Raw genomic sequence first — 18,753 nt, forward strand, 5'->3', positions numbered from 1 at the left:
GGCGACACCTTCGAGACCGTCGACGTGCCGAATGACCACCTCGAGGTCGCCCGCGAGTGGCGTGAGCGGCTGCTCGAAACGGCCGCCGAAAACGACGACGAGCTGATGGAGAAGTACCTCGAGGGCGAGGAGCCCAGCACCGCTGAGCTCATGGCCGGCATCCGCCGTGCCACCATCGCGAGCAAGATCAACCCGGTGCTGTGCGGCACCGCGTTCAAGAACAAGGGCGTCCAGCCCCTGCTCGACGCGGTCGTCAAGTACCTCCCGTCGCCGCTCGACATCGACGCGATCATCGGCCACAAGCCGAACGACGAGGAGACCGAGATCGCTCGGAAGCCCTCCGACAGCGAGCCGTTCTCCGGCCTCGCCTACAAGATCGCCTCCGACCCGCACCTCGGCAAGCTGATCTACGTCCGCGTCTACTCCGGGAAGCTGGAGGCCGGCTCGACCGTCGTCAACTCGGTCAACGGCAAGAAGGAGCGGATCGGCAAGGTCTACCAGATGCACGCCAACAAGCGTGAGGAGATCGCGTCGGTCGGCGCCGGCCAGATCGTGGCCGTCATGGGTCTGAAGGACACCAAGACCGGTCACACCCTGTCCGACCCGCAGAACCAGGTCGTCCTGGAGTCGATGACGTTCCCGGCCCCGGTGATCGAGGTCGCCATCGAGCCGAAGACGAAGAGCGACCAGGAGAAGCTCGGCACCGCGATCCAGCGGCTCTCCGACGAGGACCCGACCTTCACGGTCAACACCGACGAGGAGACCGGCCAGACGATCATCGCCGGCATGGGCGAGCTCCACCTGGAGATCCTCGTCGACCGGATGAAGCGCGAGTTCCGCGTCGAGGCGACCGTCGGCAAGCCGCAGGTGGCCTACCGCGAGACCATCCGCCGCAAGGTGGAGAACCACAGCTACACGCACAAGAAGCAGACCGGTGGTTCGGGTCAGTTCGCGAAGGTCGTCGTCTCGCTGGAGCCGAACATCGACCCCGAGACCGGCACCGGTGCGGGCTACGAGTTCGTCAACAACGTGAGCGGTGGCCGCGTGCCGCGCGAGTACATCCCGTCGGTCGACCAGGGCGGCCAGGACGCCATGGAGTTCGGCGTGCTCGCCGGTTACCCGATGGTCGACGTGAAGTTCACGCTCGAGGACGGCGCCTACCACGACGTCGACTCCTCCGAGCTCGCGTTCAAGATCGCCGGCAACCAGGCCTTCAAGGAGGCCGCCCGCCAGGCGAAGGCCGTGCTGCTGGAGCCGATGTTCGCCGTGGAGGTGACGACCCCCGAGTCGTTCCTCGGCACGGTCATCGGCGACATCAACAGCCGTCGCGGCCAGATCCGCGCGCAGGAGGAGCGGCACGGCGACATCGTCGTCGCGGCCCTCGTGCCGCTGTCCGAGATGTTCGGGTACGTTGGCGACCTGAGGTCCAAGACCTCCGGCCAGGCGTCGTACTCGATGGAGTTCGACTCGTACGCCGAGGTTCCCACGAACATCGCCGACGAGATCATCAAGAAGGTTCGTGGGGAGTGACCCACCCGGGTCTCTCTGCGCGCACCTTCGGCACCACCCCCGTCAGTACGAGTCAGCAACACACAACCAGGAGGAGCCCCAGTGGCTAAGGCGAAGTTCGAGCGGACCAAGCCGCACGTCAACATCGGCACCATCGGTCACATCGACCACGGCAAGACGACGCTCACCGCGGCGATCACCAAGGTGCTGCACGACAAGCACCCGGACCTCAACGCCGCGTCGGCGTTCGAGGACATCGACAAGGCTCCCGAGGAGCGTCAGCGCGGTATCACGATCTCGATCGCGCACGTCGAGTACCAGACGGAGGCGCGTCACTACGCGCACGTCGACTGCCCCGGTCACGCCGACTACATCAAGAACATGATCACCGGTGCGGCGCAGATGGACGGCGCGATCCTGGTCGTGGCGGCCACCGACGGCCCGATGCCGCAGACGCGTGAGCACGTCCTGCTCGCCCGCCAGGTCGGCGTGCCCGCCCTGGTCGTCGCGCTCAACAAGTGCGACATGGTCGACGACGAGGAGCTCATCGAGCTCGTCGAGATGGAGGTGCGCGAGCTCCTCTCCGAGTACGAGTTCCCGGGCGACGACATCCCGGTCGTTCGCGTTGCCGCCTTCCCGGCGCTGCAGGGCGACGCCAAGTGGGGCGACTCGATCATGGAGCTCATGAACGCGGTCGACGAGGCCATCCCGACCCCCGAGCGTGAGACGGACAAGCCGTTCCTCATGCCCGTCGAGGACGTCTTCACCATCACCGGTCGTGGCACCGTCATCACCGGCCGCATCGAGCGCGGCATCGTGAAGGTCAACGAGGAGGTCGAGATCGTCGGCATCCGCGAGGGCTCGATGAAGTCGACCGTCACCGGTGTCGAGATGTTCCGCAAGCTCCTCGACGAGGGCCAGGCGGGCGAGAACGTCGGTCTGCTCCTCCGTGGCACCAAGCGCGAGGACGTCGAGCGCGGCATGGTCGTCATCAAGCCGGGCACCACGACCCCGCACACCAACTTCGAGGCCTCGGTCTACATCCTCTCGAAGGAGGAGGGCGGCCGTCACACGCCGTTCTTCAACAACTACCGTCCGCAGTTCTACTTCCGGACCACGGACGTCACGGGCGTCGTCACGCTGCCCGAGGGCACCGAGATGGTCATGCCCGGTGACAACACCGAGATGGCCGTCGAGCTGATCCAGCCCATCGCCATGGACGAGGGCCTGCGGTTCGCGATCCGTGAGGGTGGCCGCACCGTCGGCGCCGGCCGGGTCACCAAGATCACCAAGTGATCTAGCCTCACCCAGCTCCACCAGCACGGCCCCGGACCTGATGGTCCGGGGCCGTTCTGCATTTCGGCTATCGGGGGAGGAGGGCGGAGAGGGCGTCGGCGTACACCTCGGTGTGGCGGTCGACGTCGGCCTCCGTGTGGTGCGGGCTGAAGAGCGCCATGTTGTGGAACGGCGTGAGCAGGACGCCGCGGTTCAGGCACCACAGGTGCAGGAACGCCTCCAGCTGCTCGTCGACCGCGGCCGCCGCGGCGGCGCCGTCGCGCGGAGGCGGGCAGAACCAGTACTCCGCGCGGCAGCCGAGGCGCTGGACGTGCCAGGGCAGGCCGTGCTCGGCGATGACTCCGGCGACCCCGTCGGTGAACCGCTCCGCCAGCGGTACGGCGACCGCGAAGTCCTCCTCGCGCAGGCAGGTCGAGAGCGTCGCGCGGACCGCCGCGAGGGCGAGCGCATTGGCGGTCAGCGTGCCGCCGACCCCGGCCACGTCGATCTCGTGGCCGAGCATCGGGCCGGAGAGCTGTTCGGCCACCTCGGCCGTCATCCCGTACGCCGCCGCCGGTACGCCGCCGGCGATCGCCTTCCCCACGACGACCAGGTCGGGCTCCAGCTCCCAGGCCGCCGTACAGCCGCCCGGGCCGGCGCACATCGTGTGCGTCTCGTCGATCACCAGCAGCACACCGTGCCGGCGGGTGACCTCCCGGACCCCGGCGAGGTATCCGTCGTCGGGCAGCACGATGCCGATGTTGGTCAGGGCCGGCTCCATCAGCAGGCAGGCGACATCGCCCTCGGCGAGCCGGCGGTCCAGGGCGTCCAGGTCGTTGAACGGGACCACCGCGGTGGTTTCACCGACGTCGACCTGCGGTCCCAGGGCGCCCGGCCGCGGCACCACCCGGTCGCCGTCGAGCACGGCCAGCGTCTCGTCGACCGTGCCGTGGTAGCACCAGTCCATCACCGCGATCCGCGGCCGCTGCGTGAGGTGCCGGGCGAAGCGGAGCACGAACCGGTTCGCGTCGGTCGCCGACATCGCGAGCTGCCAGGTCGGCAGCCCGAAGCGCCGGGCCAGCTCCTCGCCGACCCAGACCGCGTCCGCGGACGGCAGCATCGTGGTGATGCCCCTGCGCGCACGCTCGGCCACGACGTCGGCCACCTGGGGAAGGGCGTGCCCGGTCATCGCCCCGGTGTCGCCGAGGCAGAGGTCGACGTACTCGTGCCCGTCGACGTCGACGAGTCGGGCACCGGAGGCGGACTCCACGAAGACCGGGAAGGCCCCGGGCCATCGGGTCATCCACGGCATGGGTACGCCGGCCAGCAGCGGACCGCGTGCCTGCTCGGCCAGGGCGGCGGACCGGGGGTGGAGCGAGACGAAGCGCTGCTCCTCGTCGGCGTGCAGGCGGGCCAGGCGGTCGTGGTCGATCATGATGGAAACGTAGTGGTGAGGGAGGATGGACGTCATGCACGAGCACGGCGTCCGACCCGCCCGACCCCACCACCGACTGACCGAGGACGGTCGACGGATGCGGGAGGTGCTGAGCTACTCGCGGCGCGGTGCGCGGTTCACGCCCAACCAGGCCGCCGCCTGGGCCGCGCACCAGGAGAAGTGGGTGATCCCGGACGCCGCGGTCGACCAGTCCGATTTCTCCTGGCAGCAGTGGTTCGGGCGCGAGGCGCCGCTGATCGTCGAGATCGGCTCCGGGGTCGGCGAGGCCACCGCGGCGCTGGCGGCCACGCGGCCGTCGTACGACGTGCTCGCCTTCGAGGTCTGGCGACCCGGCGTGGCCGACACCCTGTGGCGGCTCGCCGACGCGGGCGCCGAGAACGTCCGGCTCTGCAGCGTGGACGCGGTCTGGTCCCTGGAGCACCTGCTCGCCGAGCGGAGCATCAGCGAGCTGTGGACGTTCTTCCCGGACCCGTGGCACAAGAAGAAGCACCGCAAGCGGCGGCTGGTCGACGCCGACTTCGCCCGGCTGGTCGCGAGCCGGCTGGCGCCCGGCGGGGCCTGGCGGCTGGCGACGGACTGGGCCGACTACGCCGAGCAGATGCGCGAGGTCCTCGACGCCGAGCCCGCCCTGGAGGGCGGCGTCGTCGAGCGCTGGGACGAGCGACCGGTCACCAAGTTCGAGCGCAAGGGCATCGAGGCCGGCCGCGAGATCACGGATCTGCTCTACCGCGCCGTCGATCGCTGATCCCTCCACCGCCGACCCGGCGTGAATGTGGTGCCGACCCGGCGTGAATGTGGTGCCGACCCGGCATTCGACTCAACCTTCCTGCCGCCTGAGGTGTCCTTCCCTGTCGTGAGCACCAGGGAGGTCCGATGAGCGAGCTCGGGTTCGACGAGTTCATGGCGGCGCGCTGGGCGCCGCTCTACCGCACGGCGTACCTGCTGACCGGCGACCGCCACCAGGCCGAGGACCTGCTGCAGGACGCCCTCGCGCGCACCTGCGTGCGCTGGTCCTCGATCCGCGACAAGGGCGCCGCCGACGCCTACGTGCGCCAGGCGATGGTCCGGCAGATGACGCGGCAGTGGCCGAGACGGCGCCGGGAGGTGCCGACCGAGGAGCTGCCCGAGACCGGGTACGCCGGCGGCCTGGACGTGCGCGCCGAGCACCTCGACCTGTGGGCGGAGGTCCGCCGGCTGCCGCCGCGGATGCGCGCGACCCTGGTGCTGCGCTACGTCGAGGACCTGACGGCCGAGGCCACCGCGCGGGAGCTCGGCTGCTCGGTCGGGTCGGTGAAGAGCCAGACCCACCACGCCATCAAACGGCTGCGCGCCGCCCTCCCTGACCTCCACCCCGCCGCCCTGTCCGCCGAGGAGCCGTCATGAGCAGCATCGACATCGAGATCCGCACCGCACTGACCGGGGTCCGCGACGCCGTCGAGGCGCCATCACTCGACCGGGTGGCCGTCCAGGCCCGGGTTCGCGCCGAGCGCCGCCGTCGTACGACGGGGCGGGTGGCGGTCGCGATCGGCGGCGTGGCCGCGGCGGCGGTCGCGGCGGTCGGCCTGTCGGTCGTCCTCGAGGACGCGGCGCCGCCGACCACCGACGCCGCCGCCCGACCGGTCGCCGACCCGCGTCACCTGGTCGGGTTCGTGGTCGAGGACCGGCTGGTGGTGGGTGGCCCCGACGGCTTCGACACGACGGAGGTGCCCGCCCGCAACGTGCTCGGCGACCTCACCGACGTCATCGTGCTCACCGACTCGACCGGTGCGCTGGTCGGCGTCCCGGTCGACGGCGGGCGCGCAGGCGCGGCCGAGCGGCTGCTCGCCGGTGTGGTCGACCAGGCGTGGCTCGACTCCTCCGGCGTGCTGCGCGCCCAGCGTGCGGACGGCGCGCTGGTCCGCGGCACCCTGCGGGACGGGTGGGAGACCGACGTCTCGCCCACGGGCGACCTGTACCTGGTCGACGGGCGCACCCGCGTCGAGTCGGACGAGGACGGGCTGTCGCTGCTGCGGGAGCAGGAGGTGCTGCGCCGGATCCCGAGCGGACGCGGGGTCATCGGCGGATCGCTGGCCTCGGGATCGCTGGCCGTCGAGACCCAGCGCGGCGTGCGCTTCTACGACGCGGGTACGGGGCGCCGTACCGCCGCCGTCGCGAGCACGGACGGCGGCGTCGGACGCCTCTCTCAGGACGGCAGCCGCTACGCGCGGGTGGCCGACGGCGACCTCACCCTCGTCGACCCCCGCACCGGGACCGTCGAACTGGTCGACGGCCCCGGCGGGTACGACGGCGGCATCGCCTGGACCTCACCCGACACCTTCGTCGTGGTCGCGCGCGACCCGGCGGGCAACAGCCTGTGGGAGTGCGGGACGGAGCGCCGTACGTGCCGGGAGCTGTTCCGCGACCCGGGAGGCACCCTGAAGCTGCACTCCTGAGGCGACTCAGCCCTCGAAGCCGGCGAAGTCCTCGGGGGCGTACTCGCGGTGCTCGACCAGCACCATCCAGTTGCCGGAGTTGTCGCGCATGAGCGCCTCCACGCCGTACGGCCGCTGGGTGGGCTCCTGCAGGAAGACCACACCCTTCGCGGAGAGCTCCTCGAAGGTCTTCTGGCAGTCGTCGACCGCAAGGCCGAGCCCGGGGAGCCCGCCCTCCGCTTGGGCGCGGCGCATGGCGGCGATCAGGTCGTCGGAGAGCGGCGCGCTGGGCGTGGTCAGGTGGACCTGCAGCTCGGGCTGGCTGGGGTGGACGACGGTGCACCAGCGGAAGTCCTCGCCGAGCATGAGGTCGTCCTTGGTCTCGAAGCCGAGGACGTCGGTGTAGAAGGCGAGGGAGTCGTCGATGTCGGTGACCCAGACGCTGACCAGGGAGATGTTGGAGATCATGCGGCCACGCTAGGAGGGTGGGACCGGGGTCTGCTTCTCCTCGCTTGCGGGGTTCGCCGGCCGCCGCTCGGCCAGGCCCCACATGAAGACGTAGCAGCCGGGGATCCGGGACCCGCCGGTGCCGGCGTACCGCTGCTGGAACGCGCTCGGCGGCTCGCCCACCAGCTGCCGGAACCGGCTGCTGAACGACCCCAGGCTGGAGAACCCCACCGCGTGGCACACCTCGGTGACCGTCAGGTTCGTGGCCCGGAGCAGGTCCTGGGCCCGCTCGATCCGGCGCTCGGAGAGGTACGCCGCCGGGCTGCGTCCGTACGTCGCGGTGAACAGCCGCTGGAAGTGGAACTTGCTGATCCCCGCGATCGCGGCCAGCGACTGCAGGTCCAGCGGCTCGGCGAAGTGGCGGTCGGCGTGGTCGCGGGCGCGGCGCAGGTGGACGAGCGCGTCGTCCGGCGCGCGGGCGGTCATCGCCGGGTGAGCCGCCGTCGCAGCTCGGCCTCGCGCGCCAGCCGGGCGCCGTCCCGCTCGCGGCGGGCGGCGACCACGGCGGCCAGGAAGGCCTCCGGCGGCGTGCCCGGAGGCGGCGCCGGGGCGACGTACGACGAGACCCGGCCGGCCAGGTCGGCCCCGATCCGCTCGCGCGAGACCGGGTCGAGCTGGGGGAGGCGGGAGAGGTACTGCCGGACGGCCAGCGCCAGTCCCGTCGGCAGCGACCGCAGGTCCGCCGTACGCGCCCAGCCGGCCAGGGGCGGCGGCATCGCCGGAGGAGGGGCGAGCTGCAGCCGGACCCGGTCGCGGACGACGTACGTGCCCGCGGCGTAGTCGCCGAGCCGCTTCCCGCGCGAGCTGACCATCGCGGAGATCAGCGCCGGGGCGCCGGAGAAGGCCCAGATCTCGACGAGGCCGATCAGCGCACGGACGAAGGCCTGGTGGAAGCCGATCGGGCCCGCGTCGTCGCGCACGGTCCGCAGCCCCATGGCGAGCTTGCCGACCGAGCGGCCCCGGGTGAGCGTCTCGATGGCGGTCGGGTAGACGAGGAAGACCGTGATCAGGGTGCCGACCAGGGCGATGTGGAAGATGGCGCCGTCGGCCTGGAGTGCCGCCACCATGTAGACGAGCAGCACCACGGCCAGCACCAGGAACGTCAGGCAGACGTCGATCAGGCCCGAGACCATCCGGGCGCCCAGGCCCGCCGGCGGCAGGTCGAGCGCGACGGCCTCGCCGGTGACCAGGTCATCGGCGGTGAGGGTCGCGAACTCCGGGGCGGTCATCGCGGCCGAGTGTAGGCGTGGCGGGCCGTAGGCTGCGCGCGTGGACCTCGACGCCTACGTGCTCGCGCATGCGCCGGAGTGGCGGCGCCTCGAGGAGCTCCAGCGCCGCAGCCGCCTGACGGGCGCGGAGGCCGACGAGCTGGTCGAGCTCTACCAGCGGGTCGCCACCCACCTGTCCGTCGTCCGGACGTCGGCGCCCGACGGTGCCCTGATCGCGCACCTGTCGTCCCTGCTGGCGCGCACCCGGTACCGCACCGTCGGCACCCGCGTCGGGTCCTGGCGCGGTATCGCCACCTTCTTCACCGACCGCTTCCCGGCGGCCCTGTACCGGCTGCGCTGGTGGTGGCTGGGCTGCCTCGCGGCCAACGTGGTCGTGATCGCCGTGATGATGCTCTGGCTCCTCGACAACCCCGCGGTCGAGCAGAGCCTGCTCTCGCCCGCCGAGGTGGACCAGCTGGTCGACGAGGACTTCGAGGGCTACTACAGCGAGTACGCCGCCGGGAACTTCGCCGCTCAGGTGTGGATCAACAACGCCTGGGTCACCGCCCTGTGCCTCGCCCTCGGCATCCTCGGCTTCCCGGTCGTCTACCTGCTCTTCCAGAACATCTCGAACCTGGCGGTCATCGGCTCGATCATGCATCGCCACGACCACGGCCAGCACTTCTGGGGCCTGCTGCTGCCGCACGGCCTGCTGGAGCTCACGGCGGTCTTCGTCGCCGGCGGCGTCGGGCTCCGGCTGTTCTGGTCCTGGGTCGAGCCGCGCGGCCTCACGCGTGCGCAGTCGATCGCGCGGGAGGGTCGTACGGCGGGCACGGTCGCCCTCGGCCTGGTGGCGGTGCTGTTCGTCAGCGGGCTGATCGAGGGCTTCGTGACGCCGTCCGGCCTGCCCACCGCGGCCCGCGTCGGCATCGGCGTACTCGCCGAGCTGCTGTTCCTCGCCTACGTGTTCGTGCTCGGTCGCAACGCCGTGCTGCGCGGCGGCACCGGCGACGTCGACGCCTCGCTGCTCGAGGACCGGGTGGCCACGGCGGAGTGACGGGAGGGGTTCTCGGCCGACCCCGGACGTTCTGGGGGGGAAGTTCTGCCTGGGAACGTCCAGGTTCCCCGGTGGACCGGGGAATCTGCGTCCCCGCTACAACAACCCCCGCGCCTTCAGCGACAGGTAATGATCGGCGAGCGCGGGCGCGAGCCGGTCGGCGTCGGCGTCGACCAGGTCGACGCCGAGCGCCCCGAGCAGGTCGGCGGTGGCGCGCCGGCGGCGCAGGGCCTGCTCGGCCGCGGCGGCGCCGTACACCTCGTCGAGGGAGGTACGGCGGGCGGCGAGCTCGTCGAGGGCGGGATCGCGCACGGAGGCGACGACGACCCGGTGGTGGCGGGTGAGCGTGGGGAGCACCGGCAGCAGGCCCTCCTCGACCGCGGCGGGCTCCAGCGGGGTGAGGAGCACGACCAGCGCGCGCTGGCGTCCGAGCGCGGTCACCGCGCCGGCGAGGGCCGTCCAGTCGGCCTCCGCGATGACCGGCTCCAGGTCGGCCATGACGTCCTGCAGGCGGGCGGCCACGTCGCGGGAGCCCGACGAGCGCAGCCGGGCGCGGACGCGCCGGTCGCCCGCGACCAGGTCGACCCGGTCGCCGGCGCGCGAGGCGAGCGCGGCGAGCAGCAAGGTCGCGTCCATGGCGGCATCGAGACGCGGCACCCCGACGCCGGAGTCGACCCGGCCGGAGGAGGTCCGCGACGTGTCCAGGACGAGCACGACCCGGCGGTCCCGCTCGGGCTGCCAGGTCCGGACGACGACGCTACGGTTGCGGGCCGAGGCGCGCCAGTCGATGGACCGTACGTCGTCGCCGCGGACGTACTCGCGCAGCGAGTCGAACTCCGTGCCCTGCCCGCGGACCCGGACGGCCGCCCGGCCGTCGAGCTCGCGCAGCCGGGCCAGCCGGGAGGGCAGGTGGCGCCGCGAGGGGAACGCGGGCAGCGCGCGCACGTGTCCGGGGACGTCGAGGGTGGCCTGGCGGGAGCCGAGACCGAGCGGCCCGTGTGCCCGGACGGTCACGCCCACGGCCCGCAGGTCGCCCCGGCGGCGGGGCAGCAACGGCGTCCGCAGCACGGTGCTGTCGCCCGACGGCAGCGAGACCCGGTGCCGGTTGTGGCTCGCGCCCGCGGTCGGCTGCCAGGCGTCGCGGACCAGGGCACGGAGCCGGCGCGGGCCGTCGTACGACACCCGCAGCCGGGACGCGGTCGGCTCGCCGGTGCGGACCGCGCCGATCGGACCGCGCTCCACCCGCAACCGTCGGGGTCGTGGAGCGAGGAGCACGTCCACGGTGACGACGAGCGCCACCGTGAGGAACCAGAGCCACACCGTGCTGGCCTCGGGCCGCAGCACCACCGGGACCAGGCCCAGCAGCAGGAGCAGCGGCACGCGGCCGGAGACGGCCACGGCTAGCGGGGGACCGGGACGGACCCGAGGGCCGAGGCCAGGACCTGCGCGACGTCGACGCCCTCCAGCTCGGCCTCCGGTCGCAGTCCCAGCCGGTGCACGAGCGTCGCGTGCGCGAGTGCCTTCACGTCGTCGGGCGTCACGAAGTCGCGTCCGGTCAGCCAGGCCCAGGCCCGGGACGCCCGCAGCAGCGCGGTCGCGCCCCGGGGGCTGACCCCGAGGCTGAGCGACGGCGACTCGCGGGTCGCGCGGGCGATGTCGACGACGTACCCCGCGACCTCCGGCGAGACCTGCACCCGCCGTAAGGCGGCCTGACCGGCCGCGATGTCGTCCGGTCCGGCGACGGCGGTGACCCCGGCGCCCGCGACGTCGCGCGGGTCGAAGCCCTCGGCGTGCCGACGCAGGATCTCCAGCTCCTCGGCCCGCCCGGGGATCGGCAGCACCACCTTCAGCAGGAACCGGTCCAGCTGGGCCTCCGGCAGCGGGTAGGTGCCCTCGTACTCGACGGGGTTCTGGGTGGCGGCGACCAGGAACGGCCGCGGCAGCGGGCGGGAGACGCCGTCGACCGAGACCTGCCCCTCCTCCATCGCCTCCAGCAGGGCCGACTGGGTCTTCGGCGGCGTCCGGTTGATCTCGTCGGCGAGCAGCAGGTTCGTGAAGACCGGTCCCTCGCGGAAGCTGAGCTCGCCCGCGTGCGAGTCGATGACCATCGAGCCGGTGATGTCGCCCGGCATCAGGTCGGGGGTGAACTGCACGCGCCGGGTCCCGACGTCGAGCGCCCCCGCGAGGGTCCGCACCAGCAGCGTCTTGGCGGTGCCCGGCACGCCTTCCATCAGCACGTGCCCGCCGCACAGCAGCGCGACCAGCAGGCCGGACACCGCGGCGTCCTGGCCCACCACGGCCTTCGCCACCTCGCCGCGGACGGCGGCGAGCCGTTCGCGGGCGCGGGCGTCGTCGAGCGCGGCGGGGGTCTGGGTCAGGGGCTCGGTCATCGGAGGGACACCTCTTCCTCGAGTGCGGCCAGCGTCGTGGCCAGGGCGATCAGGTCCGTGTCGCGCGCCGGCGCCGCGGCGTCGGGCGACAGCAGGGCGTACAGCTCGGGAGCCGGGCGGTCGCTGTGCAGGGCGACGGCGCGCACCAGCTCGTCCGGGGGTACGGCGGCGCCGAGCGCCAGCCGCTCGCACAGCCGGGTCCGGGTCGCGGCGCGCAGCGTCCGGGCGGCGTGCGCGCGGTCTCCGCCGTGGCGGTAGAGCCGCCCCTGGCTGCGCACGGTCTCGGCGGCGGTCACCACGACCGGCAGCGGCTCGACCGCCAGTCGGCCGAGCCGGCGCCCGCGCCACAGCATCAGGGAGCCGACGACCAGGGTGAGCAGGAACAGCGCCGGTCCGATCCAGCGGGGGACCAGCGCGCCGGCACTGACGCCGTCGTCACCGGTGAGGTCGGTCAGGGACGGGACGTACCAGACCAGGCGGTCCTCCTGGCCGAGCAGGCGCAGGGCGAGGGCGGCGTTGTCGGCCCGGAGCACCTGGTCGTTGGTGAGCGCCTGGTCCGCGCCCAGCAGCACGAGATCGCCCGGTCCGTCGACCAGCACCGCGCCGCCGGGTCCGTCGAAGCAGCCGTCGAGGGGGTACGCGAGGGCGAGGTCGATCTCGATCCGCAGGTCCTCGACGAGCGGGTCCGCGCAGCTCGCGTCCCGTCCCTCGCCGAGGTCCACCGTCGACGGCGCGGCGACGCCGAGGGCCTCGGCCGCCCCGGGGGAGGCGCCGGCGACGACCAGCCGCGCGGCGGCCGAGGCGTGGTCGAGCAGCCGCTCCACCGTCGAGTCGCCGAGCAGGTCGGGACGGGCCACCAGCACGGTGGTGCCGGCGTCGACGGCGGTGTCCTCGAGCTCGTCGGCACCGCGGACGACGGTGACGTCGACGCCCTCGTCGGCGAGCACCCGCGCGACGGCCTGCGCCCCCTGCGGCCCGGGGTTCGCCGGGTCGAGCGGGTCGCTCGTGCGGGCGCGGCCGAGGACGAGCGCGACCACCGCGACGGCGAGCACAACCACGGCGAGCAGCAGCACCGTCGAGCGGTGCCGACGCCAGCCGGAGGCGGCCGGCACGTCGGAGGACGCCGGCGCGTTCACGACGGTCGGGGCGCTCACCGGACGCCCGCCAGCTCGTCGTCGAGGGCGAGTACGGCGACCGCCTGCTCGCGGGTGGCCTTGCGGTCGCCGTACCGGACCAGGTCGAAGAGCATCGCCCCGTCGAGGATCCGGGACCGCAGCGCGGGGCGGTCCGCCGCGAGCGTGTCGGCGACCTCGTGGGCGGTGGTTCCCGGTCGGTCCTCGAGGCGGCCCCGCTCCACCTGGCCGACGGTCAGCGCGCGGAAGCCCTCGACCACGGCGTCCTCGTAGCGCTCCTCGGCCAGGGCCGTCCGTGCCCGGGACCGGAGCTCGGCGGCGGTCACGACCTCCTCGGTGAGCGCGGCACCGACCGTCTCGGCCCGCGGGGCGCCCCGGATCCGCGAGAGCAGCAGCCCGAGGGCGGTGACGAGCAGCACGGCCACCACGATGGCGGCCGCGGCCCTGAGCGTCGGCGTACCGGCGGCGGCGTCCAGGGTGGACCCGAGCCAGCGGTCGAGCGTGGTCAGGATCCGGTCGAGGACGTTCTGGTCGTGGTACTCCGGGTTCAGCAGCTCCCGGCGCAGGCGTGAGCGCGCCTCGTCGGGGGACGGGTCGAGCGGGGGACCGGCCGCCGCCCGGAGCAGGACCGTCACGACGCGACGATCCCCGCCCTCGTCATCAGCTCGACGTCGAACGCCTCCTTGCGCATCCGCAGGTCGACGTACTGCAGGGTGGACACGGTCGTCACGAACGGGGTGATGAGCGCGGCCGAGAGCACCGTCGTCACCGCCTGCGCGACCACGTTGGCCAGCAGCTCGTACTCCGGCGAGACCGTCAGCGTGAGGACCCCGCCCACCAGCGAGAGCGGGCAGGTGAGCACCATCGAGGCGACGTAGGCGAGCACGACGGTCAGCAGGGAGATGCCGAAGGTGCGCCAGAACGCACCGGAGGTCAGCCGGAAGCAACGACGGACGGCGCCGATCATGCCGACGTCCTCGAGGACCAGTGCCGGGACCGCGACGTAGGTGAACCGGATGCAGAGGAACGCGGACAGGGCGATCACGGCCGGTCCCGAGACCAGGCCGAAGACGACCAGGAAGGCGGTGGAGTCGATCGCGAGTGCCAGCACCACCCACAACCCGACGTACGCCGCGAGACCCACGAGGTAGACCAGGCCCAGGAGCAGCGCGAGGCCGAGGATCCGCCAGCGCTTGCCGTACGTCGCCCGCCAGGCCTCGGCGAGGCCGAGCCGGCGTCCCACCGCGGCGGCGAGCACCACGTGGGCGATCATCCCGGTGACCAGCAGCGAGCCGACGGACTGGGCGAGCACACCGAGCACGAACGAGCCGATCAGCGCGATCAGGGCGACGGTCTCGCCGGTCGACAGGTCGGCACCGTCGGCCTCGGCGTCGACCGCGGACCCGGCCGTCCAGGTGAGCACGACGCTCAGCAGCACGGGGATCAGCAGCGCCAGCGCCGAGACCAGCACCGGAGCGCCGACGGTGACCTTCGGGTTGTAGCGGATGATCTTGAACGCGCCGTCGTACAGGTCGCCGAGCCCCAGCGGGCGCAGCGGGATGGCGCCCGGCTTGTGGGCCGCCCCGAGCATGCCGGGCGCCGGCTGCCAGGCGGGGTACGACGGGGCGGGTCCACCGGGACCGACCGGCGGCCAGCCCGCGGGCGGCGGCGGAGGGTACGGCGAGCCGCCGTACGGCGGGGGCGGGCTGCCGGGGGGAGGGACGGGGGACCCGCCCGGGGGCGGGTAGCTCTCGTGACCCGACATCTGCTCTCCCGTCGCGCTCCGTACTCGGCGCGCACATCCTGTCAGGTGGGCGCCCGTCGGGAGTCAGCGTCGCGACAAGTGGTCCGGCAGCACGCAGGCGGCGTCGAGCCCGAGCACCCGGTTCAGCCGCCCGAAGGCGATCCAGGACCCGAGGCACATCGACAGCTCGACGATCTCGCGGTCGGTGTAGGCGGCCTTCATCCGGGTCCAGAAGGCGTCGTCGAGCCCGTGGTGGTCGAGGGCGTACCGCTCGGCGTACTCCGCGGCGAGCCGGGCGCGCTCGTCGAGGGCCGGGCTGGTGCGCCAGGCGGTGACCGCGTCGGGGAAGTCGTCCTCGACCTTGACGCCGTCGCGCTCGGTGCGCCAGTCCTGGCAGAACAGGCAGCCGTTGATCTGGGCGGTGCGGAGCCGGGCTGCCTCGAAGGCGCGCAGCTCGATGGTGCCGTGCTCGTAGACGCTCTGCGAGAACGCCGCCGCCGCGGGGCCGATCCCGGGGACCATCCGCCCCCACACGTGCATGATCGGGTCCGCGCCTTCGGGGATGTCGATGATCATCGGGTCACCTTCGTGGTCGTGCGGCCCAGTCGGCCGATGGGTGGGGAGAGGGGTACGTCGAGGCCGTCGTACAGGCCGGGTTCGGCGGAGCGCAGCCAGGCGATCGCGTTCACGAGTCGGTTGGCGGCGGTCGCGTTGCCGCCCGCCGCACGGTTGCCGACCCCGTCGACGAACTCGTCGGTGGCCTCCAGGCTGACCTCGATCCGCGGCCGGCCCTCGATCACCACCCGGTGGGTCCCGTCCCCGCCGTCCGGGGGGACCGGCCAGTCCGGGGCGACCCCGGGGGTGATCCGGGTGACGTGCTCGACGACGATCGCGGGCTCGCCGTCGACGATGCCCTGGACCTCGAAGCGCAGCGCGCCCTGGCTGCCGCGCACGAAGGTACCCATCGCGTTCGTCACCTCGGTGTCCAGCGCCCGGCGCTCGAGGGTCTCGCGGATCTCGTCGAGCTCGACCCCCAGCGCCCGGGCGATCATCCGCACCTGACCGCCCCACACCATGGTCGGCACCCCGGGCGCGACCATCGGGGGCTCGTAGTCCATCGGCTCGCCCATCCCGACCAGGAAGCGCACGGCGTCGGGGGCGTCGTACGTCGCGTAGTCGAAGATCTCCTGGCACCGGACCTGGTCGATGGTCCCCGCCAGCGAGCTGACCAGGACGGGCAGCAGGTCGTTGCCCCAGCCGGGGTCGACACCGCTGACGAACAGCGCGGAGCCCCCGGCCCGGGCCGCGGCGAGCAGCGGCTCCCGCAGCTCGGCCGGGGCGTTGCGCGGGTCGTAGAGCGCGTAGAGGGCAGGCGTCACCACGACGGCTCCGCCCGACAGCGCGCTGGCGATGTCGGCGACGGCCTCGGCGGGCCGGGTGTCGCCCGAGGCCATGTAGGCGACCGCGCCCCCGCCCTCCAGCGCCGCGAGCGCGGCAGCGACGTCCGCGGTGGCCGCGACCCCGAGCCGGGCGTCGAGGCCGGCCAGCTCACCGGCGTCGAGACCCACCTTGGCCGGACTGGCGACGATCACCGCCGCCAGCGTGAGGCCGGGATGGGCGGTGACGGCGCGAATCGCCGCGCGGCCCATGTTCCCCGTTCCCCAGACGACGACGGGTACCGTCTCCTCCGCACCGTCCGGCGTCGAAGAGAACGTGTTCTCGTTCCGCATGGACGGACAGTAGCCGACCCGGCGGCCCGCATCCGGCGGCCTGTCCGCCGGATTTGGCGCTGCCTGGGATCTCTGCCAAGATAGTCCGGTTGCTCCGGTGGGTCACCGGGGTGCGGCACATCTTGACTCCTGAATCGCGTCTCCCTCTCCAACACGGAGAACCTCGGTGGTCTGGTGTGCGTCCGCACCGGCTCTGCAGTGATGCAGAGGGGAGACCCGATCTCGACGAACCGTCGGGAGCCACACGAACCAAAGCTCAGGATCCCGGTCCTGTGTTGCGCCTCAAAGCCGCGACACGCCCGACCGCGGGGGTCGGGGGCGAGGGTGGTGGGCAGCAGGGCGGGACCTACTCAGCCGGAGGACGTCCTGGACAAGCACGCGGCAGCTGAGAAGTAAGGACGAGAGAGACCTATGGCGGGACAGAAGATCCGCATCAGGCTCAAGGCCTATGACCACGAGGTGATCGACACCTCGGCGCGCAAGATCGTGGACACGGTCACCCGCACGGGTGCCAAGGTCGCCGGCCCGGTGCCGCTGCCGACCGAGAAGAACGTGTACTGCGTCATCCGCTCGCCCCACAAGTACAAGGACTCCCGCGAGCACTTCGAGATGCGCACCCACAAGCGCCTCATCGACATCATCGACCCCACGCCGAAGACCGTCGACTCGCTGATGCGGCTCGACCTGCCCGCCGGCGTCGACATCGAGATCAAGCTCTGAGGTCTGAGGACATGACTTTCGAACGCAACGTGAAGGGGCTGCTGGGCACCAAGCTCGGCATGACCCAGCTGTGGGACGAGAACAACCGGATCGTCCCGGTGACCGTGATCGCCGCCGACACCAACGTCGTGACCCAGGTCCGCACCCCCGACGTGGACGGCTACAACGCCATCCAGGTCGGCTTCGGTGAGATCGAGGGCCGCAAGGTGACGAAGCCGCGCGCCGGTCACTTCGAGAAGGCCGGCATCACCCCGCGCCGCCACCTCGTCGAGATCCGCACCACCGCGGCGACCGAGTTCACCGTGGGCCAGGAGCTGCCCGTCGACACCTTCGCCGCCGGCGAGGAGATCGACGTGACCGGCACCAGCAAGGGCAAGGGCTTCGCCGGAACGATGAAGCGCCACGGCTTCGCCGGTGTCTCCGCCTCGCACGGTGCCCACCGCAACCACCGCAAGCCGGGTTCGATCGGCGCCTGCGCCACCCCGGGTCGCGTGTTCAAGGGCGTCCGCATGGCCGGCCGGATGGGTAACGACACCGTCACCACCCAGAACGTCACCGTGCACGCCGTCGACGTCGAGAAGGGCCTGATCCTCCTCAAGGGTGCCGTTCCCGGCCCCAAGGGTGGTCTCGTCGTGCTCCGCTCGGCCGCCAAGAAGACGCAGGAGGCCTGAGCATGGCTACCAAGAGCGTGAAGGTCGACTTCCCCGCCGAGATCTTCGACGTCGAGGTCAACGTTCCCCTGATCCACCAGGTCGTCGTGGCCCAGCAGGCCGCCGCCCGCCAGGGCACGCACGCCACGAAGACCCGCGCCGACGTGCGCGGCGGTGGCCGCAAGCCCTACAAGCAGAAGGGCACCGGCCGCGCCCGCCAGGGCTCGACCCGCGCGCCGCAGTTCGCCGGCGGTGGCGTCGTCCACGGCCCGCAGCCGCGCGACTACAGCCAGCGCACCCCCAAGAAGATGAAGGCCGCCGCCCTGCGCGGTGCCCTCTCCGACCGGGCGCGCAACGAGCGCATCCACGTCGTCGAGGGCCTCGTGTCGGGTGACACCCCGTCGACGAAGTCCGCGCTGGCCGCGCTGGCCGGCGTCGCCGACCGGACCAACTTCCTGGTCGTGCTGGAGCGCACCGACACCGTCACCTGGCTCTCGCTGCGCAACGCCCCGCAGGTGCACCTGGTGGCCGTCGACCAGCTGAACACGTACGACGTGCTCGCGGCTGACGACATCGTCTTCAGCAAGGGCGCGTACGACGCGTTCGTGAGCGGCACCGCGAAGGAGGCCTCCAAGTGAGCACCCTGCACAAGGACCACCGCGACATCCTGATCGCGCCGGTCGTGTCCGAGAAGAGCTACAGCCTCCTCGACGCCAACAAGTACACCTTCGTCGTGCGTCCCGACGCCAACAAGACCGAGATCAAGATCGCGGTCGAGAAGATCTTCGGTGTCAAGGTCACCTCGGTGAACACGATCAACCGCCAGGGCAAGACCCGTCGCACCCGCAACGGTCTGGGCAAGCGCAAGGACACCAAGCGGGCGATCGTGTCGCTCGCCGAGGGCCACCGCATCGACATCTTCGGAGGTCCGGTCTCCTGACCGGGCCTGGATAACGAGGAAAT

At 72.3% G+C, this 18,753-nt stretch carries 21 protein-coding genes; 10 read left to right on the forward strand and 11 right to left on the reverse strand.

Going from position 1 to position 18,753, the window contains the following annotated elements; all coding sequences use genetic code 11:
* On the forward strand, positions 1-1,530 hold a 1,530-nt coding region (fusA, locus tag VMF51_RS00600), incomplete at its 5' end, for an elongation factor G (protein ID WP_325472445.1).
* Between the two features lie 81 nt (positions 1,531-1,611).
* Positions 1,612-2,805: an elongation factor Tu gene (gene tuf, locus VMF51_RS00605; RefSeq protein ID WP_325472446.1), complete on the forward strand. Its 1,194-nt coding sequence runs from the start codon at positions 1,612-1,614 to the stop codon at positions 2,803-2,805.
* Between the two features lie 67 nt (positions 2,806-2,872).
* Here tuf and VMF51_RS00610 read toward each other — a convergent pair whose 3' ends face one another.
* Entirely contained in the window at positions 2,873-4,219 is a 1,347-nt protein-coding gene (locus VMF51_RS00610) for an aspartate aminotransferase family protein (protein WP_325472447.1), read from the reverse strand.
* A gap of 34 nt (positions 4,220-4,253) precedes the next feature.
* On the opposite strand from VMF51_RS00610, the gene trmB reads away from it, so the two are divergent.
* The 3 genes from trmB (at position 4,254) to VMF51_RS00625 (ending at position 6,672) form a co-directional block, all read left to right on the forward strand.
* Positions 4,254-4,985 carry a tRNA (guanosine(46)-N7)-methyltransferase TrmB gene (gene trmB / locus VMF51_RS00615; protein WP_325472448.1) on the forward strand — a complete coding sequence of 244 codons (732 nt, stop codon included), beginning with the start codon at positions 4,254-4,256 and terminating at the stop codon, positions 4,983-4,985.
* Positions 4,986-5,113: 128 nt separating this feature from the next.
* Entirely contained in the window at positions 5,114-5,623 is a 510-nt protein-coding gene (locus VMF51_RS00620) for a SigE family RNA polymerase sigma factor (protein ID WP_325472449.1), read from the forward strand.
* Positions 5,620-6,672, forward strand: coding sequence for a hypothetical protein (locus tag VMF51_RS00625; RefSeq protein WP_325472450.1), 1,053 nt, complete (start codon positions 5,620-5,622; stop codon positions 6,670-6,672). The genes VMF51_RS00620 and VMF51_RS00625 overlap by 4 nt, the downstream gene beginning before the upstream one ends.
* Before the next feature lie 6 nt (positions 6,673-6,678).
* Here the strand turns inward: VMF51_RS00625 and VMF51_RS00630 are convergent, their stop codons facing one another.
* From VMF51_RS00630 to VMF51_RS00640, 3 genes are read right to left on the reverse strand one after another with little or no spacing between them, the layout of a single operon-like run.
* Positions 6,679-7,119, reverse strand: coding sequence for a VOC family protein (locus tag VMF51_RS00630; RefSeq protein WP_325472451.1), 441 nt, complete (start codon positions 7,117-7,119; stop codon positions 6,679-6,681).
* Positions 7,120-7,128: 9 nt separating this feature from the next.
* Positions 7,129-7,584 carry an AraC family transcriptional regulator gene (locus VMF51_RS00635; RefSeq protein ID WP_325472452.1) on the reverse strand — a complete coding sequence of 152 codons (456 nt, stop codon included), beginning with the start codon at positions 7,582-7,584 and terminating at the stop codon, positions 7,129-7,131.
* Positions 7,581-8,387, reverse strand: a complete 807-nt coding sequence (locus tag VMF51_RS00640; RefSeq protein ID WP_325472453.1) for an RDD family protein — start codon at positions 8,385-8,387, stop codon at positions 7,581-7,583. Before VMF51_RS00640 ends, VMF51_RS00635 begins: the two co-directional genes overlap by 4 nt.
* Positions 8,388-8,427: 40 nt before the next feature.
* On the opposite strand from VMF51_RS00640, the gene VMF51_RS00645 reads away from it, so the two are divergent.
* Complete coding sequence (locus tag VMF51_RS00645; RefSeq protein ID WP_325472454.1) at positions 8,428-9,423, forward strand: stage II sporulation protein M; 996 nt, start codon at positions 8,428-8,430, stop codon at positions 9,421-9,423.
* Between the two features lie 96 nt (positions 9,424-9,519).
* Here VMF51_RS00645 and VMF51_RS00650 read toward each other — a convergent pair whose 3' ends face one another.
* The 7 genes from VMF51_RS00650 to VMF51_RS00680 form a co-directional block, all read right to left on the reverse strand.
* Positions 9,520-10,821, reverse strand: coding sequence for a DUF58 domain-containing protein (locus tag VMF51_RS00650; RefSeq protein WP_325472455.1), 1,302 nt, complete (start codon positions 10,819-10,821; stop codon positions 9,520-9,522).
* A 2-nt stretch (positions 10,822-10,823) separates the two neighbouring features.
* Positions 10,824-11,813 carry a MoxR family ATPase gene (locus tag VMF51_RS00655; protein ID WP_325472456.1) on the reverse strand — a complete coding sequence of 330 codons (990 nt, stop codon included), beginning with the start codon at positions 11,811-11,813 and terminating at the stop codon, positions 10,824-10,826.
* Positions 11,810-12,967: a DUF4350 domain-containing protein gene (locus VMF51_RS00660; protein ID WP_325472457.1), complete on the reverse strand. Its 1,158-nt coding sequence runs from the start codon at positions 12,965-12,967 to the stop codon at positions 11,810-11,812. Before VMF51_RS00660 ends, VMF51_RS00655 begins: the two co-directional genes overlap by 4 nt.
* Positions 12,964-13,581, reverse strand: a complete 618-nt coding sequence (locus VMF51_RS00665; protein WP_325472458.1) for a DUF4129 domain-containing protein — start codon at positions 13,579-13,581, stop codon at positions 12,964-12,966. The genes VMF51_RS00660 and VMF51_RS00665 overlap by 4 nt, the downstream gene beginning before the upstream one ends.
* Entirely contained in the window at positions 13,578-14,711 is a 1,134-nt protein-coding gene (locus VMF51_RS00670; RefSeq protein WP_325472459.1) for a hypothetical protein, read from the reverse strand. The genes VMF51_RS00665 and VMF51_RS00670 overlap by 4 nt, the downstream gene beginning before the upstream one ends.
* Positions 14,712-14,774: 63 nt before the next feature.
* Positions 14,775-15,266, reverse strand: a complete 492-nt coding sequence (locus tag VMF51_RS00675) for a carboxymuconolactone decarboxylase family protein (RefSeq protein WP_325472460.1) — start codon at positions 15,264-15,266, stop codon at positions 14,775-14,777.
* A complete protein-coding gene (locus VMF51_RS00680; RefSeq protein WP_325472461.1) occupies positions 15,263-16,420 on the reverse strand; it encodes a dihydrodipicolinate reductase in 1,158 nt (385 codons plus the stop codon). The genes VMF51_RS00675 and VMF51_RS00680 overlap by 4 nt, the downstream gene beginning before the upstream one ends.
* Positions 16,421-16,831: 411 nt before the next feature.
* On the opposite strand from VMF51_RS00680, the gene rpsJ reads away from it, so the two are divergent.
* Genes rpsJ through rplW form a run of 4 tightly spaced genes read left to right on the forward strand, consistent with a single transcriptional unit; the run spans position 16,832 to position 18,730 of the window.
* Positions 16,832-17,140, forward strand: coding sequence for a 30S ribosomal protein S10 (rpsJ, locus tag VMF51_RS00685; protein WP_008360994.1), 309 nt, complete (start codon positions 16,832-16,834; stop codon positions 17,138-17,140).
* Positions 17,141-17,151: 11 nt separating this feature from the next.
* Positions 17,152-17,811: a 50S ribosomal protein L3 gene (gene rplC, locus VMF51_RS00690; RefSeq protein WP_325472462.1), complete on the forward strand. Its 660-nt coding sequence runs from the start codon at positions 17,152-17,154 to the stop codon at positions 17,809-17,811.
* A 2-nt stretch (positions 17,812-17,813) separates the two neighbouring features.
* The gene (rplD, locus tag VMF51_RS00695; protein ID WP_325472463.1) at positions 17,814-18,428 is read left to right on the forward strand and encodes a 50S ribosomal protein L4; all 615 of its coding nucleotides are present in this window, start codon (positions 17,814-17,816) and stop codon (positions 18,426-18,428) included.
* Positions 18,425-18,730, forward strand: coding sequence for a 50S ribosomal protein L23 (gene rplW / locus VMF51_RS00700; RefSeq protein ID WP_325472464.1), 306 nt, complete (start codon positions 18,425-18,427; stop codon positions 18,728-18,730). Before rplD ends, rplW begins: the two co-directional genes overlap by 4 nt.
* Positions 18,731-18,753 lie beyond the last annotated feature (23 nt).

The organism is Nocardioides sp. (assembly GCF_035503875.1).
In the GTDB taxonomy this organism is placed as follows: Bacteria; Actinomycetota; Actinomycetes; order Propionibacteriales; family Nocardioidaceae; genus Nocardioides.